The sequence below is a fragment of the Streptomyces sp. NPDC014991 genome (genome assembly GCF_043080665.1).
Lineage (GTDB): Bacteria > Actinomycetota > Actinomycetes > Streptomycetales > Streptomycetaceae > Streptomyces.
In genome coordinates this window covers 406,561-430,862 of sequence record NZ_JBIBVY010000002.1, presented here as the reverse complement: position 1 = coordinate 430,862, position 24,302 = coordinate 406,561, and the positions used below count along the sequence as shown (strand labels likewise).

Below are 24,302 nucleotides of genomic sequence, written 5' to 3'. Positions count from 1 at the left end.
ATAGGTCGCAACAGACCGAGAATAGTGCGGGGGTGCGGCGGCGGGCGCGGGCCGCTGTCTACGGTTGCGTAACAGGCTCGCCCGGGACGTGCGCGGCCTCACCACCTGCACGCCTGCCGACGGCATGTCGACAACCTGTCGCGAAATGCCCTTGTCGACGGAACAGGACGCCGATACCCCTTCCGTATCGCGGACATCTACCCTCGGCCGCATGACCCCTCAGCCCCGCCCCGACGCCGGCGCCGCAGTGAAGGCCGCGGACCGCGCGCACGTCTTCCACTCCTGGTCCGCCCAGGACCTCATCGACCCGCTCGCCGTCGCCGGCGCCGAGGGGTCGTACTTCTGGGACTACGACGGCACGCGCTACCTGGACTTCACCAGCGGGCTCGTCTTCACCAACATCGGATACCAGCACCCCGAGGTCGTCGCGGCGATCCAGGAGCAGGCCGCGAGGATGACGACCTTCGCGCCCGCGTTCGCCGTCGAGGCCCGCTCGGAGGCGGCCCGGCTGATCGCCGAGCGGACCCCCGGCGACCTGGACAAGATCTTCTTCACCAACGGCGGCGCGGACGCCGTCGAGCACGCGGTGCGCATGGCCCGGCTGCACACGGGCCGCCCGAAGGTGCTCTCCGCCTACCGCTCGTACCACGGCGGCACCCAGCAGGCCGTCAACCTCACCGGCGATCCGCGCCGCTGGGCCTCCGACAGCGGCAGCGCCGGCGTCGTCCACTTCTGGGCGCCGTTCCTCTACCGCTCCCGCTTCTACGCGGAGACCGAGGAGCAGGAGTGCGCGCGGGCGCTGGAGCACCTGGAGACGACGATCGCCTTCGAGGGGCCGGCCTCCATCGCCGCGATCGTCCTGGAGAGCGTCCCCGGCACCGCCGGGATCATGGTTCCGCCGCCCGGCTACCTGGCCGGGGTCCGCGAGCTGTGCGACACCTACGGCATCGTCTTCGTCCTGGACGAGGTCATGTCCGGGTTCGGCCGGACCGGCGAGTGGTTCGCGGCCGACCTGTCCGGTGTCGTACCCGACCTGATGACCTTCGCCAAGGGTGTGAACTCCGGTTACGTCCCGCTCGGCGGTGTGGCCATCTCGCAGCGGATCGCCGAGACCTTCGGCAAGCGTCCCTACCCCGGCGGCCTCACCTACTCCGGTCACCCGCTGGCCTGCGCCGCCGCCGTCGCCACGATCGGCGTGATGGCGCGGGAGGGCGTGGTCGACAACGCCCGGCACCTCGGTGAGACGGTCGTCGGCCCCGCCCTCGCCGCGCTGGCGGCCCGGCACCCGAGCGTCGGCGAGGTGCGCGGCGTCGGCATGTTCTGGGCGCTGGAGCTGGTGCGGAACCGGGAGACCCGCGAGCCGCTGGTGCCGTACAACGCCTCCGGCGAGGCCAACGCCCCGATGGCCGCGTTCGCGGCCGCCGCCAGGCGGCACGGCCTGTGGCCGTTCGTGAACATGAACCGCACGCACGTCGTGCCGCCCTGCAACGTGACCGAGGCCGAGCTGAAGGAGGGCCTGGCCGCGCTCGACGCCGCGCTGACCGTGGCCGACGAGTACACCGTGTGACGCCGTGTACCGGATCCGAGGCTGCCGCCGGGCCGGTCCGAACGCGTAAGGTGACGTGCTCGTAAGTGATATGTACGCGCGTTGATCGCGCGTACGTACGAGTACGTCACCCCGGACGTGTGAGGAGAGGCACGGACCATGCCCGGTACCGGCGCCGTGACGCGCAGCACCCTGCGCCAGCAGATCGCGGACGCGCTCCGGGACGAGGTGCTGGCGGGGCGGCTGCGCCCGGGCCTGGCGTTCACCGTCAAGGAGATCGCCGACCAGTACGGCGTCTCCGCCACCCCGGTCCGCGAGGCGCTGGTCGACCTGTCCGCGCAGGGCATCCTGGAGGCCGACCAGCACCGCGGTTTCCGCGTGCCCGAGTACTCGCTCACCGACCACCGGAACATGATCGAGGCCCGCAGCCTGGTCACCGACGGCATGTTCCAGGCCCTCGTCGCGGACCACCCCGCCTTCCGCACCCCGCCGGACGACCCCCGCACGGCCGCCGCCCTGGCCACCGTGCGCCGCCGCGGCGAGGAGGCCCAGCGGGCCGCGGCCGCCGGGGACCTCACCGTCCTCGTCGGCTACGACCTGCGGTTCTGGCGCGAGCTGAGCGCCCTGTTCGGCAACCCCTACCTCGGCGACTTCCTGCACCGCCTGCGGGTGCAGTCCTGGGTCTGCGCGGTGCAGCACCTGCTCCGCCTGCCCGACCTGCGCGGCCGGCTCTGGGCCGGGCACACCGAGCTGGTCGACGCGCTGGCCCGCCGCGAGGCCGGGGCCGCCCGCGCGATCGTCGCCGCCTCCAACGCCCACGCGCTGGCACTGCTGGAACGCCTGACCAACGGGTAGGTGACCGGTACGGTCCGCGGGCGAACCACCCCGGGGCCGGACGCACTACCCTGCCCTGACACCTGCTGTCGTGCGTGACCCCGCGCCTGCCGATGCGAGGAGCCTCTTTTGGCCTGTGACCTGTGGCTGGTACCGCTCGTGGACGTGTTGTGCCACACCCCGGACAACCCCTTCGCCGAGGAACTCTCGCAGTACAACAAGGCGTTGGCCGAGTCCGGCCTGCCGCCGGTGCCGGTGTACCAGTACATGCCGGGTCTGTCCGGTGACGTCGCCCCGGTCGCCGGGTTCGACTACGACGCCCTGCACTTCCTGCGCCGCGCCCACCTGCTCCAGGTCTGCGGCCTGCCGGTGACCCCGGTGGACGAACTGGGCGGGGACTACGAGCAGTTGCTGGAGATGTTCGAGACGACCGCGCAGCAGTCGCACCTGGTCTGGCACTACGACCACGCGGGCGCGTACGTCCCCGTGGACTTCCCGCACCCGCTCTCCAACGACGAGCTGCTGGCCGGCGGCGGCCCCCTGGGCAGCTCCCAGACCCTGCTGCGCGAACTCCAGCACGTCGCCCCCGTCATCGGCATCGACCCGGCGAACCCCCCGGCGCCGCCCACCCCGCCGGCCGGCCCGACGGAACTGGAGGAACCGGCCGTCCCCGCCCCCTACGACCCCAGTCCCTTCGCGCGCGAACGCCACGTCTGGCTGGGCCTGCACGCGGCGGCGACCCGCTCACTGGCACAGGGCTCGATGATCGTCTTCAGCTGAGGCGAGAGGCCCACCGGCCGCCCCACCTGTCGGTCACCCCGGCCGCGTGGACCGACCTCCTCGCCCACGCCGCTGGGTGACCGCGGGACGGGCACGGCGTCAGGGGCAGGCGTCGGCTTCCTCCTCGGCCGGCTGTGCCGCGTCCGGGCACCGGGCACGACGCGGCGGCGCCCGCCGGTCGTGCCCGGGGGCACGTCCGGCGGGCGCCGCCCGCGACACGTCTAGAGGAACGAGTTGATCTCGATCGTCTCGTCGCGGCCCGGGCCCACGCCGATCGCGGAGATCGGGGCGCCGGACATCTCCTCCAGGGCCTTCACGTAGTTCTGGGCGTTCTTGGGCAGGTCGGAGAAGGACTTCGCCCCGGTGATGTCCTCGGACCAGCCCGGCAGGGTCTCGTAGACCGGCTTCGCGTGGTGGAAGTCGGTCTGGGAGTACGGGAGTTCCTCGACGCGCTTGCCGTCGATCTCGTACGCCACGCAGACCGGGATCTGCTCCCAGCCGGTCAGGACGTCCAGCTTGGTGAGGAAGAAGTCGGTCAGGCCGTTGACGCGGGTCGCGTAGCGGGCGATGACCGCGTCGAACCAGCCGCAGCGGCGGTCACGGCCGGTGGTGACGCCCCGCTCGCCGCCGATACGGCGCAGCGCCTGGCCGTCCTCGTCGAACAGCTCCGTGGGGAACGGGCCGGCGCCGACACGGGTGGTGTAGGCCTTGAGGATGCCGATCACGCGGCTGATCTTCGTCGGGCCCACGCCGGCGCCGGTGCAGGCGCCGCCCGCGGTCGGGTTCGAGGAGGTGACGAAGGGGTACGTGCCGTGATCGATGTCCAGGAGGGTGCCCTGACCGCCCTCGAACAGGACGACCTTGTCGTCCTCCAGCGCCTGGTTCAGCACCAGGACGGTGTCGGCGACGTACGGCGCGAGCTTCTCCGCGTACGTCAGCAGCTCCTCGACGACCTGGTCGACGGCGATGGCCCGCCGGTTGTAGAGCTTGGTGAGGATCTGGTTCTTGACGTCGAGGGCCGCCTCCACCTTCTGGGTGAGGATCGACTCGTCGTACAGGTCCTGGACCCGGATGCCCACGCGGTTGATCTTGTCGGCGTAGGTCGGGCCGATACCGCGGCCGGTGGTACCGATCTTGCGCTTGCCGAGGAAGCGTTCCGTCACCTTGTCGACGGTCACGTTGTACGGCGTGATGATGTGCGCGTTACCACTGATCAGGAGCTTGGACGTGTCAACGCCACGCTCGTTCAGACCGCTCAGCTCGGAGAGCAGGACCGACGGGTCGACGACGACACCGTTGCCGATGACCGGCGTACAGCCGGGCGACAGGATTCCGGAAGGAAGGAGGTGGAGTGCGTACTTCTGGTCGCCGACGACCACCGTGTGGCCGGCGTTGTTGCCACCCTGGTATCGCACCACATAGTCGACGGAGCCACCGAGCAGGTCCGTCGCCTTTCCCTTGCCTTCGTCACCCCACTGAGCACCGAGCAGCACAAGTGCGGGCACGCGCGTACACCCCTTCCGGGCGGGGCATGTCCAAGGTCGGGGGCGTGGGCGTAAGGTTCACCGCCGCGTGCCACAGCGACCGCCGTTGGTCGCACAACCGTCGGACCGGATGCCCCGGAATAGACGAAGCCCCTGGCGCAATAGCGCAAGGGGCTCTTGCACAAAGATGCTACCCGAGGAAGCGAGGCAGGACCGAGGTGGCGACTTTCGCGAAGTCCGATCAGCTGCTTGTGATCATCGATCCGGCGGCCCGGCAGACGGACGGAGAGTCCGTGCGGATCGCGAAAGACGTGCTCAGCGCGGGTGCGGCGGCCAAGGTGTGCCTGCCGGAGGGGCCGGAGGAATTCGCCCGCGCGCTGGGCCGAAGGGGGTCGCGGCGGCCGGTGGTGATCGGTGACGGCCGGGCTCTGGTGCGGACCGTCGCCCTGCTGCACCGGCAGCGGGAGCTGGCCGGGTGTGTGCTGTCGGTGGTGCCGGTGGGGGACAGCGCGCTCGCCGAGTCGCTCGGGGTGCCCGCCGGGACGGTGGCGGCCGCGCGGGCCGTGCTGGACGGGGCGGAGCGGCGGCTGGACCTGCTGGTCGACGACAGCGACGGGGTGGTGCTGGGGACGCTGGGCATTCCGCCGGCGCCGGTGCGGGTGGCCGCCGCCCAGCCGATGCACGTCTCCGTGGGCCGGCCCTGGTTCCGCTCCCTGGTGCGTCCCCTGGCCCCGCGTCCGCTCCGGCTGCCCGCCGTGCCCTCCCCGGGGCCCACGCGGCTGAGGGTGGAGGTCGACGGCGAGACGCTCGTGGACCTGGACCAGCCGGTGGAGACGGTCTCGGTGACCCCGGGCGCCCGCGGAATGGCGGACGTGGAGGTCCGCCCGCTGTCGGTGGGCGCGGCGGCGGCCCCCCTGCTGACCTCAGGCCACACGGTGACGGTCACCGGGGCGGACTTCCGCTACCGGGCGGACACGGCGGTGGCGGGGCCGGTACGGCGGCGGACGTGGCGGGTGGAGGAGGGGGCGTGGGGGTTGGTACTGCCCCGCCACACCTTCGCCGACGGTCCGCTGACGATGCCGGACATCTGACCCGCGCCGGCCCTTTCCCGCCCGGTGTGCCGCCTCGCGCGGACGTGGTCAGCCGATCTCCACGCTCAGCCCCCGCAGGCCCCTGATCACGAAGCCCGGCTTGCGTTCCGGTTCCGCCGCCAGGGTCAGCGTGGGCGCCTGCCGGAGCAGCGCCGACAGGGACGCGGCCAGCTCCATGCGGGCCAGCGGGGCGCCGATGCAGTAGTGGATGCCGGCGCTGAAGGAGACGTGCGGGTTGTCAGCGCGGGTGAGGTCCAGGCGGCCGGGGTCGGCGAAGACGGCCGGGTCGTGGTTGGCGGAGCCGAAGAGCATGGCGATCTCCGCGCCCCGGGGGATCGTGGTGCCGTCGATCTCGATGTCGTCCAGGACCCAGCGTTCGAAGAGCTGGAGCGGGGTGTCGTAGCGCAGCAGTTCCTCGACCGCGGCCGGAATCAGATGGTGGCCGGCGCGTAGGGCCGCCAGCTGGCCCGGGTTGCGGAACAGGGCCCACCAGCCGTTCACCGTGGCGTTGACCGTGGCCTCGTGGCCGGCGTTGAGCAGCAGGACCACCGTGGAGATCATCTCCTGTTCGGTGAGGCGGTCGCCCTCGTCGTGGGCCGCGATCAGGCCGGAGACCAGGTCCTCCCCCGGCTCCTCGCGGCGGGCGGCGATCAGCTCGCGCAGGTAGTCCGAGAACTCCACCGACGCCCGTACCGCCCGCAGGGCCGTCTCCCGCGGCGGGTTCAGCTCGTACATCCCGCAGATGGCCGCCGACCAGGGGCGCAACTGCCCCCGGTCCGCCTCCGGGATGCCCAGCATCTCGGCGATCACCGCGACCGGCAGCGGTTCCGCCACGTCCGTCAGCAGATCGCCGCCGCCCTCCCGGACGAGACCGGCGACCAGGTCGTCCGCCAGCCGGTGGACGTACGGCTTCAGCCGCTCCACCGTGCGCGGGGTGAACGCCTTCGACACCAGGCGCCTGATCCGGGTGTGGTCCGGCGGCTCCAGGTCGAGCATCCCGTGGTCGTTGAGGGTGTGGAACGGCTCGTGCTCCGGTGGCGGCGCGCTCCGGCCGAACTCCTCGTGCGAGAAGCGGTGCCGGTAGGTGCGGCCGAGGCGGCGGTCGCGCAGCAGCGCCGAGACGTCCGCGTGGTGCGGGACCAGCCACTGGTCGGTCGGCTCGTACCGGATCACCCGGCCGCGCGCCCGCAGCTCCGCGAAGGCCGGGTACGGGTCCGCGACGAACGCCGGGTCCCAGGGGTCGAAAGCGAGGTCGGTGGGGCCTGCCATGCGGGGACGCTAACGCGTGGGGCGGCATCTGACCAGGGGTGACGTTCTCCGGCCGGGCGCGGGCTCCCGGCCGGGGCTTCCGGCCGGGGCTCCCGGCCGGGCACGGGCGGCGGAAAGAGGCCCGGCGGTGCGGCGCGGACCCCGTCAGCCGGGCGTGACCAGCCGCGCCTCGTACGCGAACACCGCCGCCTGGGTGCGGTCCCGGAGGCCGAGTTTCACCAGCACGCGGCTCACATGGGTCTTGATCGTCGACTCCGCCACGACCAGCCGCTCGGCGATCTCCGCGTTGGACAGGCCCTGGGCGATCAGGACCAGCACCTCCGTCTCGCGTTCCGTCAGCTCCCCGAACGCCGACCGCGCCGCCGGCGTCAGGCGCGGTGCCTCGGACAGCCGGGAGAACTCGGTGATCAGCCGCCTGGTGACCGAAGGCGCGAGGAGGGCCTCGCCGGACGCCACCACCCGGACGCCGTCGGCCAGCTGCCGGGCCGAGGCGTCCTTCAGCAGGAAGCCGGAGGCTCCCGCCCGCAGTGCCTGGTAGACGTACTCGTCGAGGTCGAACGTGGTCAGCACCAGCACCTTCGCCGCCGCGTCCGCGGCCACGATCTCGCGGGTCGCCTCGATCCCGTTCAGCTCCGGCATACGGATGTCCATCAGCACCACGTCCGGGGCCAGCCGCCGCACCTGGTCGACCGCCTCCCGGCCGTTGACGGCCTCGCCGACGACCTCGATGTCCGGCATAGCGTTCAGCAGGACCGAGAAGCCCTCGCGCACCATCATCTGGTCGTCGGCGATCAGCACGCGAATGGTCATGCCCCACCCTCGTTCACGGCCGCCGGCACCGGCAGGAACACCGTCACCTCGTATCCTCCGTCGGCCGTCGGGCCCGCCGTCATCTCGCCGTCCAGCATGGAGACGCGTTCCCGCATGCCCGTGATGCCGTGCCCGGCGCCGGGCGAGGGCTTGACGAGGTGCGGGGCCGGCGGCGGGTCGTTGACGACGCGCAGGCCCAGGCCGCCGAGGACGTACGCGACCTCGACCCGCGCGTCCGCGCCCGGCGCGTGCCGCAGCGTGTTGCTCAGCGCCTCCTGCACGATGCGGTACGCCGACAGCTCCACGCCCTGCGGCAGTTCCCGCACCGCGCCGGTCACCGTCCTGGTCACGTCCGAACCGGCCTCCCGCACGTTGGCGAGCAGCCCGTCCAGGTCGGCGAGGGTGGGCTGCGGGGCGTCCGGCGCCTCGTGGTCCTCCGCGCGTACGACGCCCAGCACCCGGCGCAGCTCGGTCAGGGCCGCCACCGCGTTCTCCCGGATGGTGACGAAGGCCTTCTCCAGCTCCGGCGGCGGATTCTCCACCCGGTAGGGCGCGGCCTCCGCCTGGATGGCCACCACCGACATGTGGTGGGCGACCACGTCGTGCAGCTCACGGGCGATGGTCGTGCGCTCCTCCAGCAGCGTGCGCCGCGAACGCTCCACCGCGGTGACCGTCTGCTGCGCGGTCACCTCCCGCTGGGCCTGCCGGCGGATGTGCCGGACGGTGACGGCCAGCAGGACCAGCGCGGAGACGACCAGCATCGGGCCCACGTCGGTGCCGTCGTGGTCCCAGCCGAAGACGGCGTCGGCCCACACGCCGTACAGAGCGGTCAGCGCCCACATCCAGGCCGCCGTGCGCGGGCGGGTGCGGACCGCCACGACCGTGAGCACCAGCAGATGGGACACGAAGCTGCCCGGAAGCCACGGCCAACTGCCCCAGCTGCCGCCGATGACGGCGGTGGCCGCGGTCGCCGCGAACGACAGCCAGAACGCGCCGACCGGGCGCACCAGCGTCAGCAGGACCGGGGCCAGGGCCAGCAGTCCACCGAGGACGGACGGCCCGCCCACGTCCGTGTGCACCGCTCCGACGAGCAGCGCCACCAGCCCGCCGGCCACCACCAGCGCGTGCGGGGTCCAGACCGCGTACGTCCGCGGCCGGCCCGGCAGGTGGCGGGTCAACGGGCCGTCCACGGCCGCGCGGGGCAGCGGACGGTAGGCGAAGGCGTCATGGAACAGGTCCTGCCACAGCCCGCGCAGAGCATCCGCGGCCAGCCGGAACTCCGGACTGCGGGGCCTGCCGGACACGGACGGCCTCATCGGCTGCGTGTGCGTCGTCTCGGTCACGAAAGAACGGTAGGCCCAGGCGGGAACGCGGTCGTCAGCAGTGAGGGGGGTTCTCGGGGGTCCACCTGAAGTACTACCGGGCGCGGGAACCCGGGGCCGGGGGTGGGCCGGGGGCCAGTGCTCAGGAGCCGGGGCCGGGGGCCGGCGGGGGCGGGGGGAGGCCCGGGGGTCGGGGGCGGGGGGCGTGAAGTCGCAAGCGGCAGGCCAGGGGGCCGGAGGCGGAAGGCGGAGCGGCGAGCCAGGGGCCGGGTGGGAGAGCCGGAAGGCGGGAGGCGGCTTTGCCTGGGTCGGGGAGCACCGCCGCCGGGATTGGAGGGCCGATGCGCCGGAGGGCCGAAGCGCCGCGGGTCCTCGGGAGGCCGGGGACCGGGCCGTAACGCCGGAAAGCCGGGGCAGGACGCCCGGAAGGCCGAAGGGCCGCGGGCCGGAGGCCCGGACCGGAGGCCGGAAAGCCGGAGCCGGGGGCCCTGGCCGGAGCCGGAGGCCGGAGCGGGGGCCGCATGGCCGAGGGATGGAGGCCAGAACAACGGGCCGGCAGCCACAGGCCGGGACCGGCGCCCAAGAGCCGGAGCCGGGGCGCTGGAGCGCGGGGCCGCATGGCCGCAGGGCCGGAGGCCAGGGCCACAGGCCGGAAAGCCGCAGGCCGGGACCGCAGGGCCGGAGGCCAGGACCACATGCCGGAAAGCCGCAGGCCGGGACCGCAGGACCGAAAGCCGGGGCCGCATGGCCGCATGACCGGAACCGGAAGGCCGGGCCGGAGCCGGAAGGGGGCGGAGCCGGAGGGGCGGGCCGGAACCGGAAGGCCGGGGCGGAACCGGAAGGCCGGGGCGGAACCGGAAGGCCGGGGCGGGGTGGGTCAGTGGCTGGATGGGCGGACCAGGCCGGACTCGTAGGCGAAGACCGCCGCCTGGGTGCGGTCCCGGAGTCCCAGTTTCACCAGGATCCGGCCCACATGCGTCTTCACGGTCTGCTCGGCCACGACCAGGCGCCCGGCGATCTCCGCGTTCGACAGGCCCTGGGCGATCAGTGCCAGCACCTCCGTCTCCCGGTCGGTCAGTTCGCCCACGCGCTGCCGGAGCGGGGGCCGCGGGGAGCCGTCCATCCGGGAGAACTCCGCTATCAGCCGGCGCGTGATGCCGGGGGCCAGCAGGGCGTCGCCGGCGGCCACGACCCGGACCGCCTCGGCGAGCTGGTCGGCGGAGGCGTCCTTGAGGAGGAAACCGGAGGCCCCCGCGCGCAGCGCCTCGTACACGTACTCGTCCAGGTCGAACGTGGTCAGCATCAGGACCCTGATGCCCGGGTGGTCCGCGGTGATACGGCGGGTCGCCTCGATGCCGCCGAGTTCGGGCATGCGGATGTCCATCAGGACGACGTCCGGGGTCAGTTCGGCGACCCTGGCGATCGCGTCCCGGCCGTCCACCGCCTGTCCCACCACCTCGATGTCCGGCCGGGTGTCGAGCAGTACGGTGAAACCTTGCCGGACCATCTGCTGGTCGTCGGCGATGAGTACGCGGATGGTGCCGCTCGTCATGCGGTCGGTTCTCCTGACGGGGTCGGGGTCGGGGTCGGGCCGGGCGGGAGCGTGGACGGCGTGCCGTCCCGGGGCAGGAAGGCCGCCACGGTGAAGCCGCCGGCCGGGGTGCCGGCCGCCGTGACGGTGCCGCCGAGCATCGCCGCCCGCTCCCGCATGCCGAGCAGCCCGTGCCCGGCGCCCGCGGAGGGCGGCCCGGGGTGCCGCGGACGGGAGTTGGTCACCGCCAGGCGCACACCGCCCCTGAGGTGCGCGACCTCGACCCGCACCCGGGATCCCGGCGCGTGCCGCAGGGCGTTGCTCAGCGCCTCCTGCACGATCCGGTACGCCGACAGTTCCACCCCCGGAGCGTAGGGCCGGGCCCTGCCCTTCACCTCGCTGGTCACGTCCAGGCCCGCCGCGCGGGTGTTCTCGATCAGCGCGTCGAGCCGGTCGAGCGTGGGCTGGGGGGCGTGGGGCGCGGCGCCGGTGCCGGGGTGTCCCGGCCCGTACGGGTCCTCGGGGTTCTCCGAACGCAGCACGCCGAGCACCCGGCGCAGCTCGGTGAGCGCCTCCAGCGCGTTCTGCCGGATGCCCGCGAGGTTCTCGACCAGCTCCGGCGGCGGTTGTTCGACGAGGTGCGGGGCCACCTGTGCCTGGATGGAGATGACCGACATGTGGTGCGCGACCACGTCGTGCAGCTCGCGCGCGATACGGCTGCGTTCCTCCAGCAGGGTGCGGCGGGCCCGTTCCTCGGCGGTGAGGGTGGTCTGCTCGACGAGTTGGGCGCGTGCCTCCCGACGGCCCCGCAGGGCGCTGCCGAGCACCACGACGACCGTGGACAGCACCACCGCGACGACCCCGGTGGGCTGGTAGTGCGCCGCGCCCCACCCGGCCTCCAGGAGGTAGGTGAGCAGCGCGGTCAGGGCCAGCGCCTCGACCGCCGCGCGGGTGCGTACCCGCAGGGCGAGCAGCAGCAGGACGAGCAGGTGGGCGATGATGCCGGCCGCGGTCCAGGGCCAGGTGAACGCCGTCCCGGACACGCTGCCCAGCCGCCCGTGGACGGCGACGGCTCCCACCAGGGTCCCCGCCATGGACAGCCACCAGCCGGCGACGGGCCGCCACAGCGCGAGGACGACCGCGCCGCCCGACGCGAGACCGATCACGAGGGCCGGCCAGGGAGCCAGGTGCCCGTTCTCCCTGAGCTGTGCGGCGTCGCCGAGCGTGACGCCGAACGCGGCCAGCCACAGCAGGCCGTGCGCCAGCCGGCGCAGCGCCAGGGATGCGGGCAGCGGTTCGGGCCGTACGGTCCACAGGTCGTCGCGCAGGATCCGCAGCCGGCGCGGTATCCAGCCCGTGAGCACCACGAACACCCGGCGGCCCCCCGTCTGCGTCACGCGCCCCACCTTAGACACGGCGCGCGATCCGCGTGGTCTCCCGGTCCGGGTCCCGGTGCGCCCGTACCACCCGCGAGCGTGCCCGCCCGGAGCGCGCGCGGCGGCCGGGGCGGGGGCGGCGGGTCCCTTCCTCGAGGGAGCGGAACGCGGTCCGGCACAGGGCCAGGACCACGGCGAAGACCGGGAGCCAGAGGAGCCGGGCCGCCACCCAGGCCGGGCCGTCGGGCAGCGTGTGCAGGCCGGGCAGGCGGCCGGCCGGCAGCGCGGTGACCGTCGTCACCATCAGCGCCGTCTGGTGCCACAGGAAGACCGTCATCGCGGACAGGTTGACCAGCGCCACCGCCGCCCAGGCCGGTGGGCGGCGCATCGCCGAGCGCAGCCGGTCGCGCAGCAGCAGGGCCAGACCGCACTGGGCCATGCCGAAGGTCACGGCCGCCAGCGTCGGCGGGTCGAGGTTGGAGACGGCGGCGCCCGGCACACCGACCATGGACGCGGGATAGCCCGCCCACAGCACGAGCGCGACCGTGGCCGCCGTGCCGCCCAGCAGCAGGGTCCGGGCCGCGCGGCGGCTCTCCAGGCCGCCGCGGGCCCAGGCCGCACCCAGGGTGAACGGGACCAGCCAGCCCGCCGCCAGGTTCACCCAGCCCAGCCAGGACGGGCCGAGGTGCAGGCCGAGGCGGAGGACGTCGACGTGCAGGACGACGGCGAGCGGCCACAGCGGGTGGAGGCGGGCGACCAGCGGGGTGGCCGCCGTCAGGGCGGCGAAGACCAGCAGGAACCACAGGGGGGAGAGGGCCAGTTTCACCAGCGTGTGGAGCGTGACGATGGAGGTGCCGGTCAGCAGCAGGGCCGTCGCCGCCACCGTCCACAGGCCGAGCAGGGCGGCGGCCGGCCGGAGCAGGCGGGTCAGGCGGGCGCGCAGCCACGCGCCGTACGGCACGCCCCGGGCACGGGCCGAGGCGTGGCCGCGGGTCGCCACGTGGCCGCCGACCAGGAAGAACACGGCCAGCGTCTGGAACGCCCAGGAGACCGGGGCCAGCCCCGGCAGGTGCTGCAGCGGGCTCGCCGTGTGCAGCGCGCCGTCCTCCGCGACCAGGGCGGTGACCAGCCAGTGGCCGAGGACGACACCGAGGATCGCGAAGGCCCGCAGGGCGTCCACCGCCCGGTCGCGGGAGGCGGGGGTGGCCGCGTCCACGCGCTGGGCGGCCCGGCGTATCGCGTGCGGCGCGCGGCGCGGGGCACGGGCGCCCGGGGCCGGCTCAGCCACGGGACACCTCCGAGGCCCTGCCGAGGGTGATCCGGGCCAGGTTGGCGAGGGCGGCCGAGCCCGGGCGGAAGTAGCCGCTGTGGCCGGCGTCGGCGGCGTCGAAGACCTGGGCGCCGAAGGCGCGGGAGACCGGGTCGGCGCCGAAGCCGACGGTGGTGAACAGGAGGTCGGCGCGGACGTGCGGGACGTGCGCCACCCAGTCGTCGCTGCCGCGGGCGGCCCAGACACGGGCGGACGTGTGCAGGCCGGTGACCGTGTCGGCACCGGTTCCGGGGCTGCCGACGAGGGCGATGTCGTCGGCGTCCAGGCCCGCGGCGGCGCGGGCGCAGACCACCGAGCCGTAGGAGTGGCACAGGAGGGAGACGCGGGCCCGGGCGGGGGCGAGGGCACGCAGCTGTCGTACGAGGGCGCGCAGGCGGGGCGCCGCCTGCTCGGCGCGGGCCGGGGTCGCCACCGCCGTACTGACCGTCTCCGGCGTCCGGTAGCCGAGCCAGGCGACGACGGCGACGCGGGTGCCGGCGGGGGCGCGGTGCCGGAGGTCCCCGTACAGGGCCGCCGCCGCCCGGTGGAAGCGCGGGTAGGTGTCCAGGGAGGTGTCCGAGCCGGGCACGAGGACCGCCACCCGGTCGGCGTGCGCCAGATCGCCGAGAACCTCCGTGGCCAGGCCCGGACCCCGGCCGTCGAAGGCGAGGAGCCGGCGGGAGCGCGCCGCCAGGGCCCGGTCGGCGCCGGCACGGTGTGTGTCCCCGTGCGCGGCGGCCATCCGGGCCGCCTCGGCGGCGTCGGCCCGGTTCGCCTCGTACGCGGACGGCAGGGCGGCCGGCGTGAGGCGGGCGAGCACGGCGGGGGCCGGAGCGGGGATCCCCGGCCGGGCCGCGCCGGCGAGGGGGACGACGAGCCCGGCGGTGAGAAGCAGGGGGAGCAGGACACGACGCCAGGCGCGCGGTGCCTTCGGGTGCGGAGCCGGTGTGGGGGGTCGTGGGGCGTCGGCGGGACCCGGGACCGGCAGGCGGGGGACGTCGGTGTGGGGTTGCCCCATGGGTGGCTTCCTCTCGGTGCCCGGCCATCGGGCTTGTCCGACAAGGAAGTTAGGAGAGCGGGACCGTCACCGGCGTCCCGCCAGGGAGCTGTCCCGCGCCGTAGCTCTCAGGTACTACGGGTATGACCGGGGCCGCCCCCGCGCGGGAGACGGCTGTGTCACCAGGCGAGTTGGGCGATCTCCTCCGCCACCACCGCACAGGCGTCCGCCGCCGGGTCGATCAGCGGGAAGTGGCCCACGTCCGCCAGGAGCGTCAGCCCGGCGATCTCCCCCGCCCTCGCCGCGGCCTCGGCGTACGACTCGGCGACCGCCGGCGGTACCACCAGGTCCGCCCGGCCCTGGACCAGGGTCGTGGCGATGCCCGTCGGGAGGAGCAGGACGGGGTCCGCGTAGGCGCGGCGCTCCGTGAACACGTCGTGTCCGCCGAGGAGTTGCCGGGACGCGTGCCCGCAGACGCCGAGTTTCTCGGCCACTTCCAGGTCCGCGATCGGCGCCAGCGCGACGACACCGCGCAGTGCCGCCGGCCCGTCGGTGCGCCAGGGGGCGTCAGCGGGGAGGACATGGCGGGCCGCCGCCCACAGGGCCAGGTGTCCGCCCGCCGAGTGGCCGGTCAGGACCGTGCGGCCCGCGTCCGCCTGCGGGAGCGCCTCGCGGACCAGGGCGGGGAGGGCGTCCATGGCCGCCGCGACGTCGTCGAGGGTGTCGGGCCAGCGGCCGGCGGGCGGCGTGTCCCCGGCCTCGGCATCCGGCTCGTGCGTCCCGGCCCCTGGTCCGGGGACCAGGGGCCGGCCACCGCGCCGGTACTCGACGTTGGCCACCGCGAAGCCCCGGCGGGCCAGATGGTCCGCGAAGGGGGTGATGTGACGGCGGTCGTGGCGGGCGCGCCAGGCACCGCCGTGCAGGACGACGACCAGGGGCGCCGGGGAGACGGTGGCCTCCGTGCCGGGGCGCGGGGCGTAGAAGTCGATCACCTGGTCGGGGTGGTCGCCGTAGGCGGCGGTGACGTCGGGGTCGACCGGGGGGTGCGAGAAGGCCGACTCCTCTTCGGCGGCGGCGCGGGCTGCGGCGGCGTCGTCCGGCATGCTCCAACCTCTCAGCGACGGAACGGGGATGGCGGACCGGGCCGGAGGGGGACGGCCGTCGGCGGGGACGGTACCAGCCCGGTGACGTGGGGGGACACGGGGATGTCACGGACGGTGAGGAGCACGCGGTGCGGTGGGAACGGGCCGGCCGGTGGCGAGGTCCGCCCGCCCCCACCGGCCGGCCCGCATGCTAGGCCAGCACCTCCGCCAGGATCCGCGCGGCCCGCTCGGTGTCCCGGAAGCCCACGTACAGCGGCGTGAACCCGAACCGGAGCACGTCGGGGTGCCGGAAGTCACCGACGACCCCGCGTTCGACGAGGCGTTTCATGACCTCGCCGGCGTCCGGGCAGCGCAGGGCGATCTGGCTGCCCCGCTCCTCGTGGCGTACGGGCGTCACGGACTCCGTCCGCCCCGGCCCGGTGTACTCGGCCACGCACCGCAGGAAGAAGTCCGTCAGGGCGAGGGACTTCGCGCGGACCGCGGTGAGGGACACCCCGTCCCAGACCTCCAGGGCGGCCTCCAGGGCCAGCATGGAGAGGATGTCCGGCGTGCCGACCCGGCCGCGCGGGGCGCCCGGCGCCGGGGCGTAGGCCGGGCTCATGCCGAAGGGGTCGGCGTGGGAGTTCCAGCCGGGCAGCGGGGAGTCGAAGCGGTCCTGGAGCGCGCTGCGCACATACAGGTACGCCGGTGAACCCGGGCCTCCGTTCAGGTACTTGTAGGTGCAGCCGACGGCCAGGTCGACCCCGTGCTCGTCCAGGCCCACCGGCAGCGCGCCCGCGCTGTGGCACAGGTCCCAGACCGCGAGGGCGCCTGCGGCGTGCACCGCGGCGGTGAGCCCGGGCAGGTCGTGCAGGCGGCCGGTGCGATAGTCGACGTGGTTCAGCAGGACCGCCGCCGTACGGGCGCCCAGCAGCCCCGGCACCTCCGCCGGGGTGACCGCGCGCAGGGTGCGGCCGGTCAGGCGGGCCGCCGACCCGGCGATGTAACCGTCCGTGGGGAAGGTCGTGGCGTCGACCAGGATCTCGGTGCGGTCCTCGCCGGCCATGCGGACCGCCGCCACGAGCGCCTTGAAGACGTTCACGCTGGTGGAGTCGCCGACGACGATCTGGCCCGGGGCGGCGCCGACCAGCGGGGCGATCCGGTCGCCGATCCGTTCGGGCGCCGTCCACCAGCCGCTCTCCTCCCAGGAGCGGATGCGCAGCTCTCCCCACTGGCGGCGGACCACGTCCTCGATCCGCCCCGGCACGTGCGCGGGCAGGGCGCCGAGGGAGTTCCCGTCCAGGTAGACCACGTCGTCGAGGACGAAACGGTCGCGCAGCGGGGCCAGCTCGTCGTCCGCGTCCAGCTTCTCCGCGAGCAGGCGCAGCTCAGACATGGGACCTCGCCGTCCACAGCTCGGGGAACACGTTCTTGCGGGCACGCTTCTCCAGCCAGGCCACGCCGGCCGAGCCGCCGGTGCCGGCCTTGGCGCCCATCGCGCGCCGGGTGGCGACGAGATGGTCGTTGCGCCAGCGCCACACCAGTTCCGCCACGTCCGTCAGCGCCTCGCCCAGCCGGGCGATCTCGTCGCTCTCGTCGTCCGCGTAGACGGCGGCCCAGGCGGCCTCCACGGCCTCCGACGGCTCGTAGCGCCGGGTGACGTCGCGGCGCAGCACGGAATCGGGGATCGCGTGGCCGCGGCGGGCGAGGAGCCGTACCACCTCGTCGTACAGGCTCGGCTCGTGCAGGGCCTTCTCCAGTTCCGCGTGGACGCGCGGGGCGCCGCGGTGCGGTACGAGCATGGACGCCGACTTGTCGCCGAGCAGGAACTCCAGGCGCCGGTACATCGCCGACTGGAAGCCGGAGCCCTCGCCGAGCGCGCTCCGGTAGCTGTTGAACTGCGCGGGGGTCAGCTGGCCGAGCGGCTTCCAGGAGGCGTTGAGGGCCTCCAGCTCGCGTACGGAACGCTTCAGCGCGGCGATCGCGGTGGGCACGTCGTCCGAGCGGAGTGCCTTCGCGGCGGTCTCCCACTCGTGCACGAGGACCGTGAACCACAGCTCCATGACCTGGGTGGTCACCAGGAAGACCATCTCTCCGGGGTCGTCGGAGAGGGTGTGCTGGAGATGGGTGAGCACGTCCGCCTTGACGTAGTCCTCGTACGGCGTCGTACCCGCGAAGTCGAGATGCGGGGTCTCGGGCTCAGTGGCCTCGGCAGGGAGGTGAGCCTGGTGGGACATCGCTGTCTCCTGTGTTGCTCCGGGTAGCGGTCCGCCCCTGCCGATGCCGGCACGGGGGCCCCGGTCCCCACACCGCATCCTCCGCATTCCCCCCGGAAACGGCAAGGCCCGCCTGCTGCCAGACGGGCCACACCGGACACAGCACCCCAGGTCAGCCCAGCGTCTGGACCGCCGTCGGCGAGGAGTCCGCCAGGAACCGCGCGCAGCGCTCGTGCTCGTCCTGCTCACCGATGACCCCGGCGGCGCGGGCGAGGGCGTGCAGGGCCCGCAGGAAGCCGCGGTTCGGCTCGTGCTCCCACGGCACCGGGCCGTGCCCCTTCCAGCCGCTGCGGCGCAGGGCGTCCAGACCGCGGTGGTAGCCCGTGCGGGCGTAGGCGTACGACTCCACGACCGCGCCGCGCTCGAACGCCTCGTCGGCCAGCTGGGCCCAGGCGAGGGAGGAGGTGGGGTGTCGCGCGGCGACGTCCGCGGGCGCGGTGCCGTCCGCCAGCAGCCGGCGGGGCTCCGGGTCGTCCGGGAGGTGGGTGGGGGGCGGACCGCCGAGGAGGTTCTCGTGAATCGTCATGGGTTCAGTCTCGCGCACGCGGGAACGGCCGGTGGCGGCCGGCCCGGACCCGGGCAGGGCGGGCGTCCGGCCCCGGGCCCACCCGGGCAGGCGATGGGCCCGGCGCCGTGACGGTCGCCGGGCCCATCGGGAAGAACCGCTTACTTGATCTTGTTGCCGGCGGAGCGGAGGTGCTGCGTGGCCTCGACGACGCGTGCGGCCATGCTCGCCTCGGCCAGCTTGCCCCAGGTGCGCGGGTCGTAGGCCTTCTTGTCGCCGACCTCGCCGTCGACCTTCAGGACGCCGGCGTAGTTGCGGAACATGTGGTCCACGACCGGACGGGTGAAGGCGTACTGGGTGTCCGTGTCCAGGTTCATCTTGACGACGCCGTTCTCCAGCGCGGTCCGGATCTCCTGCTCGGTGGAGCCGGAGCCGCCGTGGAAGACGAAGTCGAACGGGGACGCCTTGCCGAACCGGGCGGCGACGCCCTCGTTCAGCTCCTTGAGCAGCTCGGGACGGAGGACGACGTTGCCCGGCTTGTACACGCCGTGCACGTTGCCGAAGGAGGCGGCCAGCAGGTAGCGGCCCTTCTCGCCCAGGCCCAGGGCCTCGGCGGTGCGGATCGCGTCGTCGACCGTGGTGTAGAGGGAGTCGTTGATCTCGTGCGAGACACCGTCCTCCTCGCCGCCGGTCGGGGTGATCTCCACCTCGAGGATGATGTGCGCGGCGCGGGCCTGCTCCAGCAGCTCCTGCGCGATCTCCAGGTTGTCGGCGAGGGTCTCGGCCGAACCGTCCCACATGTGCGACTGGAACAGCGGGCCGAGGCCGGCGTCGACGCGCTTCTTCGACAGCGCGATGAGCGGGCGTACGTACCCGTCGAGCTTGTCCTTCGGGCAGTGGTCCGTGTGCAGGGCGATGTTGACCGGGTACTTCTCGGCGACGATGTGCGCGTACTCGGCGAGCGCGACCGCGCCGGTCACCATGTCCTTGCTGTACTGACCGCCGAGGAACTCGGCACCACCGGTCGAGATCTGGACGATGCCGTCGCTCTCCGCCTCCGCGAAACCGCGCAGCGCCGCGTTCAGGGTCTGGCTCGAGGTGACGTTGATGGCCGGGTAGGCGAACTTGCCTGCCTTCGCCCGGTCGAGCATCTCGTTGTAGACCTCGGGGGTTGCGATGGGCATCTGTCCGCTCCTTGTGTTGCGGGTGGATTCTGCGTTACGGCCCTGACCTAGACCTGGGGTGCGACGTCATCGTCGGCCCCATCTTTCCAGACACGACGTGCCGGCCGGCGCGATGGTAAGCACCCCGGCCAAGTCCAGGTCATACCGGTCCGTCAGTCCAGACCCAGTTCATTCTTCGAGAAGGCGAAACGGTACGGAACGCCCGCGCCGGCCTGGATCTTCTCGGCGGCGCCGGTCGCCCGGTCCACGATGGTCGCGACGGCGACGACCTCGGCACCGGCCTCGCGCACCGCCTCCACGGCGGTCAGCGGGGAGCCGCCGGTGGTGGAGGTGTCCTCCACGACGAGCACGCGGCGGCCCGCGATGTCCGGGCCCTCCACGCGCCGCTGCAGGCCGTGCGCCTTGGCCGCCTTGCGGACGACGAACGCGTCCAGCCTGCGCCCGCGCGCGGCGGCGGCGTGCAGCATGGCGGCGGCGACCGGGTCGGCGCCCATGGTGAGCCCGCCGACCGCGTCGAACTCCAGGTCCTCGGTCAGGTCCAGCAGCACCTGGCCGACCAGCGGGGCGGCCTCGCCGTCGAGGGTGACGCGGCGCAGGTCGACGTAGTAGTCGGCCTCCAGACCGGAGGAGAGAGTCACCTTGCCGTGCACCACGGCCTTGTCCTTGATCTGCTGAAGCAGCGCGCCACGTACGTCCGTCATGGCAGCCAGCTTAAAGGCGCCGCCAGCTCCAGGTGGTCGTCGCCTCCAGCGGCTCCAGCGGGGTGACCAGGCGCGGGTGGGTGTTCAGGCCGTTGGGCGGGCCGGTCTGCGGCTCCACGCAGACGGCCTCGGCCTGCTCGTCGTAGACCACCACCCACTCCTCCCGGCTGGTCACCGTCAGCTCCAGCTGTCCGGGCCAGGTGAGGGTGACGTCGACGCCGTCCGGCATGCCGAAGCAGTCGTCCCAGGGGCCCGGTTCCGGATCGACTCGGTGACCGGTGGGCAGGTGGTCGGCGCCGCGCTCCTCCTGCCAGGCGGGTGTGAAGTCCAGCCGCACGTCCTCGCCGCCGAGGTTGCGGTGGAACCACGGATGCCAGCCGATCTGCGCCGGGAAGGAGTCGTCGTACGTCTCCACGGACATCGTCAGCGTCAGGGCGTCCTCGGCGAGCGCGACGACCTGGGTGACGCGGCCGGTGTGCGGCCAGGGGTCGGTCAGCTCGTACGTGAGCACCGCCTCGTTCCGCGTGACGCGCGCGGTGCGCCAGGCGCCGTCGCGCGCGGTGCCGTGGATGGCGTGCGGCGGGGCGTTGAGCGGCATCCGGCGGACGGTGGCGCCGTCCAGGAAGCGGCCCTCCCGGATCCGGCCGCACCAGGGCACCATCGGGAAGCAGCCGTAGCGCTCGCCCTGCCGCAGCAGTTCCGCACCGCCGATCCGGAGTCCGCCGATACGGCCGCCGTTGCCGGGTCTTACGCTCACTTCCGCGTCGCCCGCGGTCAGCGTGATGTCTTCGTCACTCACGGGACCGACCCTACTGGGGCGATCAAGAGGGCGTGGCGCAAGCGGCTCAGCGGCGCTTGCGCAGGGCGCGGGTCAGCACGACCGCCGAGGCGAGGGCCAGCGCCGCGGCGGGGGCCGCCCAGCGCAGAGCGGCGTTGCCGGCGATCGTCTGGGGGGCCGGTACGGGGGCGTAACGGCCGCGCGGCGGGGCGTGGTCGACCTCCTCGGCGCTGCGGCCGATCATCGTCCGGCGGGCGTGCGCGGCCTCGGCCGGCGGCTCACCGGTGCCGGCGAAGTCGTCGGTGAGGCGATCGGGACACGCGTCGTCACCGCCGGGTCCGTCGTCCGCGCCGGATTCCGGCGACGACGCGAACACCTCGGCCTCGCCCACGGAACCGGGCTCGGCGCCGGGCTCCGGCTCCTGGGCCCCGTCCGTCGCCAACGCGGCCACGAAGCGGTCCAGCAGCCGTGTCGCCGCCGAGGTCACCGCCTGGGCCGGCAGTTCCGTGATGCGGCCGTCCGCGTCCGCCGTGCCCCGCACGGTGACCGTGCAGCCGCCGTCGCCGTCCGCCAGGCGCAGGGTCAGGGCGAGCCTGACCGATCCGTCGCCGCGGGCCTCGGCCGCGTCACCGTCGACGGCGTACGTGCCGTCCTCCCGGGCCGTCACCCGCAGCACGCCCCGGTAGGTGACGGAGTGTCCCCCGACGCGCAGCTTCAGCCGGCCGGCGACCGGTTCGGCACCGGCGTCCTGCTGCAGACCGGGAACCGCCCGGGCGACGCGTGCGGGGTCGGCCAGCGCCGCCCTGAGCCGTTCGGCGGAAACCGGGACGAAGACCTGGTGCTCCATGTCCGGTGAGCCTACCCAGTCCCCACGAGAACGCACCCGGCTCCGCCACAGGCATCACCCCCGCTCCCGGAACCCGTCCGCCCCGCCCGGGTCTCAGTACCGTGGATGGAGCAGGGTCGACGCCCGCAGCCCCCTGATGCGGGTACGTTCCGCCGCCTCGGCGTCCGCGGCGAGGGCCGCCCGGGTCGCGGCGGGCGGGTGGCCGGGGTCCGGCCGCAGGGGTGGTGGGGTGCGGCCCGGCGCCGCCAGGAGGAAGCCCCAGTCGTGCGGGGTGCCCGAGTCGTCGCCGAGGACCCGGTAGGGCGAGGTGGCGAAGCCGGCCGCGCGGAGTGTCGTGGCGACGGTCCAGAAGGTGCGGGGCCGGCTGGTGACGGGCCCGGCGTGCACCACCAGCCGGCCGTCCGGGGCCAGGACCCGGCGGGCCAGGCCGTAGAACTCCTGGGAGTACAGCTTGGAGCCGGCGGTGATGCCGGGGTCGGGCAGGTCGGCGACCACGACGTCGTACCCCGGCCCGTGCGCCCCCCGCAGCCAGGTGAGCGCGTCGGCGGTGGTGACGTGGACGCGCGGGTCGGCGAGGGCGGACCCGTTGGCGGCGGACAGGCCGGGATCGCGGCGGGCGAGGTCGACCAGGCCGGGGTCGAGTTCGACGACGTCGACGCGGCGCACCCCGCGCCGGCGCAGCACCTCGCGGGCGGCCAGGCCGTCGCCGCCGCCCAGGATCAGGACGCGCGCGTGGGGGCCGGCGAGGGCGGGGTGGACCAGGGCCCGGTGGTAGCGGGACTCGTCCCGGCCGCCGGCCCGGAGCCGGCCGTCGAGGTAGAGGCGAAGGGGCCGGCCGCCGGTCCCGCCGGTCAGGACGACCTCCTGGACCCCGGTCCGCACGGCCACCCGGACGTCCGTGCCGTACACGGCGCGGCGGGCGGCCCGCTCGAAGTCGCCGGCGAGGGCGGCGGCGGTGGCGAGGATGCCGAGGACGAGGAGGCCGGCGACGAGGAGGGTCCAGCGGGCGCGGCGGGTGAGGTCGCGGCGGAAGAGGCCGAGGACGAGGGCGCCGCCCGCGACCATGTTGACCGTGCCGGTGAGCAGCGCGCCGGTCAGCTGACCGAGGAACGGCAGGAGCAGGAACGGGAAGGCCAGGCCGCCGACGAGGGCGCCGACGTAGTCCGCGGCGAACAGGTCGGCCACCGCGCCGCCCGCGTCCTGCCGGCGGATGCGCTGGATCAGCTCCATGAGCAGCGGGACCTCGGCGCCGATGAGCAGGCCGATGGCGAGGGAGAAGGCGACCAGCAGACAGCGCGGGCCACCGGCCCACATGCCGCCCCAGCCGCCGGTCCAGGCGAACACGGCGTGCAGTGCCATGGCGCTGCACCCGCCGACCAGGGCGAGGGCCGACTCGACCGCGCCGAACCCGGCGGCCGCGCGCCGGCGCAGCCGTTTGGCGCCGAGGGAGCCGATGCCCATGGCGAACACCATCACGGACAGCACGACGGAGGCCTGGGTGACCGAGTCGCCCATCAGGTACGAGGCGAACGCGACGAGTTCCAGCTCGTACACCAGTCCGCAGGCCGCGCAGACGAACCCGCACACGAGGACCAGGAACCGCCCGGTGCCGGGCCGGACGGGCAGCGGTGCGGGGCCCGCCCAGGAGGGCGGGGCGCCCGGGGGCGCGGGGGCGTGCGTATCGATCACGCTGCGACGTTACGTCACTCACCGGGCACGCTTCGTCACCCACACGTGTGGATCCGACGGCAGTCGACGCGTCCGGGGTTTATCCCACCCGGGACCGGTCCCGGCCCGGTCGGCCCGCCGTCACGCGGGCACCGACCCGGGTCCGGGTGGCCACCAGCTGTCCGTCCTGCGGGTAGGCGTGCCAGGTCCGCCAGTGCACCTGGCCCTCCTGCCGCTGGGCGAGCATCGCGGTGAAGGCGTGCGGGCTGCCGGGGAAGACGCCGGCCAGGCCGTGCGGATGCTCGGAGACGAGGGCCAGCAGTTCCTGGGCACGGCGCTCGAAGGAGTCGGGCGTGAGGACCTCGACGCGGGCGGCGAACTCGTACTCCCAGTCGCCGACGCGCTTGGCGACGCCCAGCGGAAGCGGGGTGCTGGAGCCGGGGAGGCACGCGACGGTCTCCGAACAGTTGCTCCTCTCGTCCTCGAGGAGGATCTGGTGGGACGCGCCGAGCAGTCGCAACTGAAGCTTGGCTCCGCTGAGTTCGAGGTCGAGGGCGGCGAGGGCGGGCAGCGGTTCGCGTCCCAGGGCCCAGGCCAGGTCGGCAGCCCGTGTATCGGTGTATGAGGTGTTCAGGGTCGTGAGCATGGGTCGGCTCCGCTAACGCGCAAGGAGGGGGAGATCTGCCTGTCAGTCCAGTCGGCCCGGCCGCGGGGAGGGGCCGGGGGGACGCCCGGGGGGCTGCGTCGGCGTTGTAGAGAGAACCACGAACTGTGGTGACACCACAGCGTTTTTGCCCAACTCCGCCGGGTTTCCATCCCTCAGGGGGCTACACAGCTCAACTGTTCAAACACGGTGTACGACAGGCGCACGACCGGAACGGGCGAACGCCCGCCGGATGTTCGTGTCCGGCG

General features: G+C 74.0%; 22 protein-coding genes. 4 read left to right on the top strand and 18 right to left on the bottom strand.

Features of this window, described 5'->3' with window-relative positions:
- Nucleotides 1-211 precede the first annotated feature (211 nt).
- The 3 genes from ACF1BE_RS05990 to ACF1BE_RS05980 all read left to right on the top strand — a co-directional run bounded on the left by ACF1BE_RS05990 (nt 212) and on the right by ACF1BE_RS05980 (nt 3,160).
- Entirely contained in the window at nt 212-1,567 is a 1,356-nt protein-coding gene (locus tag ACF1BE_RS05990; RefSeq protein ID WP_392197733.1) for an aspartate aminotransferase family protein, read from the top strand.
- Nucleotides 1,568-1,705: 138 nt separating this feature from the next.
- The gene (locus tag ACF1BE_RS05985) at nt 1,706-2,401 is read left to right on the top strand and encodes a GntR family transcriptional regulator (RefSeq protein WP_392197732.1); all 696 of its coding nucleotides are present in this window, start codon (nt 1,706-1,708) and stop codon (nt 2,399-2,401) included.
- 108 nt (nt 2,402-2,509) lie between these two features.
- Nucleotides 2,510-3,160 (top strand): hypothetical protein, encoded by a 651-nt coding sequence (locus tag ACF1BE_RS05980; protein ID WP_392197731.1) that lies wholly within the window; start codon nt 2,510-2,512, stop codon nt 3,158-3,160.
- 221 nt (nt 3,161-3,381) lie between these two features.
- On the opposite strand, the gene ACF1BE_RS05975 is transcribed toward ACF1BE_RS05980, so the two are convergent.
- A complete protein-coding gene (locus tag ACF1BE_RS05975; protein WP_392197730.1) occupies nt 3,382-4,665 on the bottom strand; it encodes an adenylosuccinate synthase in 1,284 nt (427 codons plus the stop codon).
- A 197-nt stretch (nt 4,666-4,862) separates the two neighbouring features.
- On the opposite strand from ACF1BE_RS05975, the gene ACF1BE_RS05970 reads away from it, so the two are divergent.
- Nucleotides 4,863-5,735 (top strand): diacylglycerol kinase, encoded by an 873-nt coding sequence (locus ACF1BE_RS05970; protein WP_392197729.1) that lies wholly within the window; start codon nt 4,863-4,865, stop codon nt 5,733-5,735.
- 48 nt (nt 5,736-5,783) lie between these two features.
- Here ACF1BE_RS05970 and ACF1BE_RS05965 read toward each other — a convergent pair whose 3' ends face one another.
- The 17 genes from ACF1BE_RS05965 to ACF1BE_RS05885 all read right to left on the bottom strand — a co-directional run bounded on the left by ACF1BE_RS05965 (nt 5,784) and on the right by ACF1BE_RS05885 (nt 24,036).
- The gene (locus ACF1BE_RS05965) at nt 5,784-7,004 is read right to left on the bottom strand and encodes a cytochrome P450 (protein ID WP_392197728.1); all 1,221 of its coding nucleotides are present in this window, start codon (nt 7,002-7,004) and stop codon (nt 5,784-5,786) included.
- Nucleotides 7,005-7,148: 144 nt separating this feature from the next.
- Nucleotides 7,149-7,814, bottom strand: a complete 666-nt coding sequence (locus ACF1BE_RS05960) for a response regulator (protein WP_392197727.1) — start codon at nt 7,812-7,814, stop codon at nt 7,149-7,151.
- Nucleotides 7,811-9,157 (bottom strand): sensor histidine kinase, encoded by a 1,347-nt coding sequence (locus ACF1BE_RS05955; RefSeq protein ID WP_392197726.1) that lies wholly within the window; start codon nt 9,155-9,157, stop codon nt 7,811-7,813. The genes ACF1BE_RS05960 and ACF1BE_RS05955 overlap by 4 nt, the downstream gene beginning before the upstream one ends.
- Nucleotides 9,158-10,013: 856 nt before the next feature.
- Entirely contained in the window at nt 10,014-10,688 is a 675-nt protein-coding gene (locus ACF1BE_RS05950; protein ID WP_392197725.1) for a response regulator, read from the bottom strand.
- The gene (locus ACF1BE_RS05945; protein ID WP_392197724.1) at nt 10,685-12,064 is read right to left on the bottom strand and encodes a sensor histidine kinase; all 1,380 of its coding nucleotides are present in this window, start codon (nt 12,062-12,064) and stop codon (nt 10,685-10,687) included. The genes ACF1BE_RS05950 and ACF1BE_RS05945 overlap by 4 nt, the downstream gene beginning before the upstream one ends.
- A 10-nt stretch (nt 12,065-12,074) precedes the next feature.
- Nucleotides 12,075-13,331 carry an acyltransferase gene (locus ACF1BE_RS05940; protein WP_392197723.1) on the bottom strand — a complete coding sequence of 419 codons (1,257 nt, stop codon included), beginning with the start codon at nt 13,329-13,331 and terminating at the stop codon, nt 12,075-12,077.
- A complete protein-coding gene (locus tag ACF1BE_RS05935) occupies nt 13,324-14,370 on the bottom strand; it encodes an alpha/beta hydrolase (RefSeq protein WP_392197722.1) in 1,047 nt (348 codons plus the stop codon). The genes ACF1BE_RS05940 and ACF1BE_RS05935 overlap by 8 nt, the downstream gene beginning before the upstream one ends.
- A gap of 158 nt (nt 14,371-14,528) precedes the next feature.
- Nucleotides 14,529-15,452: an alpha/beta hydrolase family protein gene (locus ACF1BE_RS05930; RefSeq protein WP_392197721.1), complete on the bottom strand. Its 924-nt coding sequence runs from the start codon at nt 15,450-15,452 to the stop codon at nt 14,529-14,531.
- A gap of 190 nt (nt 15,453-15,642) precedes the next feature.
- Entirely contained in the window at nt 15,643-16,827 is a 1,185-nt protein-coding gene (kynU, locus tag ACF1BE_RS05925; RefSeq protein WP_392197720.1) for a kynureninase, read from the bottom strand.
- Nucleotides 16,820-17,668 (bottom strand): tryptophan 2,3-dioxygenase family protein, encoded by an 849-nt coding sequence (locus ACF1BE_RS05920; protein WP_392197719.1) that lies wholly within the window; start codon nt 17,666-17,668, stop codon nt 16,820-16,822. Before ACF1BE_RS05920 ends, kynU begins: the two co-directional genes overlap by 8 nt.
- A gap of 151 nt (nt 17,669-17,819) precedes the next feature.
- Nucleotides 17,820-18,233, bottom strand: coding sequence for a DUF3151 domain-containing protein (locus ACF1BE_RS05915; protein WP_392197718.1), 414 nt, complete (start codon nt 18,231-18,233; stop codon nt 17,820-17,822).
- Nucleotides 18,234-18,373: 140 nt separating this feature from the next.
- Entirely contained in the window at nt 18,374-19,396 is a 1,023-nt protein-coding gene (fbaA, locus tag ACF1BE_RS05910) for a class II fructose-bisphosphate aldolase (RefSeq protein ID WP_392197717.1), read from the bottom strand.
- A 152-nt stretch (nt 19,397-19,548) separates the two neighbouring features.
- Entirely contained in the window at nt 19,549-20,097 is a 549-nt protein-coding gene (gene pyrE, locus ACF1BE_RS05905; RefSeq protein ID WP_392197716.1) for an orotate phosphoribosyltransferase, read from the bottom strand.
- 10 nt (nt 20,098-20,107) lie between these two features.
- A complete protein-coding gene (locus tag ACF1BE_RS05900; protein WP_392197715.1) occupies nt 20,108-20,896 on the bottom strand; it encodes an aldose 1-epimerase in 789 nt (262 codons plus the stop codon).
- 46 nt (nt 20,897-20,942) lie between these two features.
- Nucleotides 20,943-21,722, bottom strand: coding sequence for an SRPBCC family protein (locus ACF1BE_RS05895; RefSeq protein ID WP_392197714.1), 780 nt, complete (start codon nt 21,720-21,722; stop codon nt 20,943-20,945).
- 93 nt (nt 21,723-21,815) lie between these two features.
- Nucleotides 21,816-23,411, bottom strand: coding sequence for a polyamine aminopropyltransferase (locus ACF1BE_RS05890; RefSeq protein ID WP_392197713.1), 1,596 nt, complete (start codon nt 23,409-23,411; stop codon nt 21,816-21,818).
- A 79-nt stretch (nt 23,412-23,490) separates the two neighbouring features.
- Entirely contained in the window at nt 23,491-24,036 is a 546-nt protein-coding gene (locus ACF1BE_RS05885) for a DUF2617 family protein (protein WP_392197712.1), read from the bottom strand.
- Nucleotides 24,037-24,302 lie beyond the last annotated feature (266 nt).